At 38.1% G+C, this 2,857-nt stretch carries 2 protein-coding genes and 1 pseudogene; 1 reads left to right on the top strand and 2 read right to left on the bottom strand.

Features of this window, described 5'->3' with window-relative positions:
- Positions 1–316: 316 nt before the first annotated feature.
- Positions 317–1,153 (top strand): beta-1,6-N-acetylglucosaminyltransferase, encoded by an 837-nt coding sequence (locus AACR75_RS01000; protein ID WP_017046804.1) that lies wholly within the window; start codon positions 317–319, stop codon positions 1,151–1,153.
- Between the two features lie 194 nt (positions 1,154–1,347).
- On the opposite strand, the gene AACR75_RS00995 is transcribed toward AACR75_RS01000, so the two are convergent.
- Together AACR75_RS00995 and AACR75_RS00990 are read right to left on the bottom strand one after the other, a co-directional pair.
- Positions 1,348–2,115, bottom strand: coding sequence for an alpha/beta hydrolase family protein (locus AACR75_RS00995; RefSeq protein WP_047691442.1), 768 nt, complete (start codon positions 2,113–2,115; stop codon positions 1,348–1,350).
- A gap of 531 nt (positions 2,116–2,646) precedes the next feature.
- A pseudogene (locus tag AACR75_RS00990) lies at positions 2,647–2,857 on the bottom strand (hypothetical protein); the annotation flags it as partial.

Raw genomic sequence — 2,857 nt, 5'->3', positions numbered from 1 at the left:
TAAGAAAAATAAACGCTTAATTTTATGGTTTTTCTTAACCTCAGCTAACGCCCGCTTAAGGGGCAGACAACGCTACTACCAACTTTCCGCATAACACCATAATCACGAAACCCAACGCATGATAAAAATGCCACGCGTTGGCTGTCCATCTTGAAGCGTTTGTTAGGTTTATATTTCATTGCTATTGATTAATCAAGACAGAACCCCCATATAGTCTATGGATAAGAACACGCCTTACCACTCAGAACATACATTCCCTAACTGAGATAACTGGAGCGTGAAAATAAATATTCCAGATTTCTCAAGGAATGATCTAATGATTGCTTATCTTATTCTCGTTCACCGCTATCCAGATCAATTTAAACGGCTATTTCATGCAATATACCACCCAAATAATCATTACGTTATCCATGTTGACAAAACTTCTGGAAAAGAAATTTCAGATGAAATAACTTTGTTTCTAAATGATTACCAAAATGCTGAAATTCTTGAATCAGAAAATGCACTATGGGGTGGGTATAGTTTAGTTAACATTGAACTTCGTGGCATGGCTAAGCTATTGAATATGAACAAAAGCTGGACGCATTTTATAAACCTAAGTGGACAAGATTTTCCATTGAAAACTCAGCCATATATTCATGAGTTTTTGTCAAATAATAAAGACAAGGAATTTATTCGAGCATTAGACCAAAATGAAGCTAGGCCTGAAACGATGAATCGCATACAAAATATGTGCTTTGAATATAAAGAGCATATTTACCGACCTAAAATAGCTAGAAAATTCATGTCAGGGATAACACCATTTATTGGCACCCAATGGATGATTGTGTCACGAAAATTCTGTGATTTTGTTTGTAACACGGATGCATCTCAGCCCTATAAAGAATTTTATAAAAATACATTTATTGCTGATGAAGGATTTTTCCAAACAGTTATGATGAATAACGATTGTCATGGTGAAATAATTCAAGATGACTTGCGACTTATCGATTGGGTACCAGATGGAGATATAAAGCTTAGACCGAGGACGTTTACAATGGCCGATATTTCTAACTTAATTTCGAGCCCTAACCTTTTCGCTCGAAAATTTGACCTATTAGAGGATGCTAAAGTCTTGGATAGGATCGAACATCACCTCGCTGCAACAGTCTAGTTTTTTAATGAGCTACCCTCAACGGGGTGGCTCAAAGAAACCTAACGCCCAATTAAGGGGTGAGCAACGCTACCACCCAACCTAACGCATTGTACCGTAACCATTAAAATTGAAGTAGAAGCAAAAATGCCAAGCGTTGGGAATCCCTCTTAAATTGTTTGTTAGCTTTTTATTGCTACAGATTTACTTTTAGCCTACAAATTTTTATTCAACCATTTTATCGTATGATCTCTCATGTCGTTGGAAAAATAATGCGATTCATCAGCTAAATTGAACTCAATTTCAGTATTATTTTTATCGTATTTACTCTTCATTTTTTCATAAAAGTCCTTCGCGAAATTGGCAGGAACCCAATCATCTTTCTCGCCATTTATAATCAACATAGGGCGACTTTCATTTTCTATAAGATACAAACATGGATCAATCTCTGCCATATACCTAATAGCCAACTCCTCATCATCACTAAGAATCTTATTCACCGAGTCTGCTTCTAAGGCGAACTTCTCCAAACCGACAAAATCAGGAGAGCCGAGAATTGGTACTGCAACTTTAATCAGTTGATTTTGGGTCAAAGAATAAAATGTGGACATTGCGCCCATAGAGATACCCACAACCGCAATCCTCGATCGATCAATCCGAATATCTTCCTGATAGTGATCAATGAGTGTATTTATGTCATCTGAATTCTGCTTGATAACCCCCGTCATTCTTTTAATAAAGCTCGAATGACTACTGACATTTTGAGCATTACCATCATCTCTTTCGCCGTGTTTATCTGCATCAAAGCAGATAACAGAGTAACCCTGAAGAGCTAAATTTAAAGCTAGATTAGAACCTTCATATTTATCATTGTTCCACCCATGACAGATGATGACTAAAGGATTATTTACCGACTCTTTTTTACAATAGAGTAGATATACAATCTCACCCATCTTACTTTTTTCTACTACAACACCTTCCATGAACGCCCCATATATTCAATATATTCGTTTACGAGCACAAACAAACCGTCAGGCTTCAGAAAACAGCTAACGCCCGGTTAAGGGGCAGCCAACGCAACTACTAATTTGTCGCATAACACCGTAACCACAAAAAACAACGCATAGTGAAAATGCCACGCGTTGGCTGTCCCTCTTGAACCGTTTGTTATGCTTAAGCTTCAATGACTTACGCTTTACCTGAACCAAGATTAACTCAGCTTTGTTGCACAAACAAAACCCAAAAACCAAAAAACTGAAATGACTCATGATTTTGAAAATCAGACTTTGAGACTTTGGCTACTAATGCTCAAAAACCTAAGATCAAATTTCTGATTGAGCCAACCGCCCTAACCTCGCGCTTGCCCAAAAATTAATTGAGGCAATACTCAAAGTTTTCAGCGCCAAAGAATGAATGTCCGAAAAACAGCGCTCAAAAAATCCAACTTGCCGACAAACACAAAACTGAAAAGCCGAGGGAACAAAGAAAAACAATAACCCACTGATTTTAGGTGATTAAGCATAACGCCGCGTTAAGGGGTGAATGCCGCCTAAACCAACCTTCCGCATACCACTTTCACCACAAAAATCACCGCATACCAAAAATGCCACGCGGCATGAATCCCGCTTAAACGCCTTGTTATGAGTCTTGGATTCAAGTACGAAGTGCGACACCTCTGAACATAAAAACAGTAAGGTGCGATAATCATGAAGTTTGCTCCCGCCA

Source organism: Vibrio sp. ZOR0018 (assembly GCF_963865925.1).
Taxonomy (GTDB): Bacteria; Pseudomonadota; Gammaproteobacteria; order Enterobacterales; family Vibrionaceae; genus Vibrio; species Vibrio anguillarum.
This window is presented reverse-complemented; position numbering and strand designations above follow the sequence as displayed.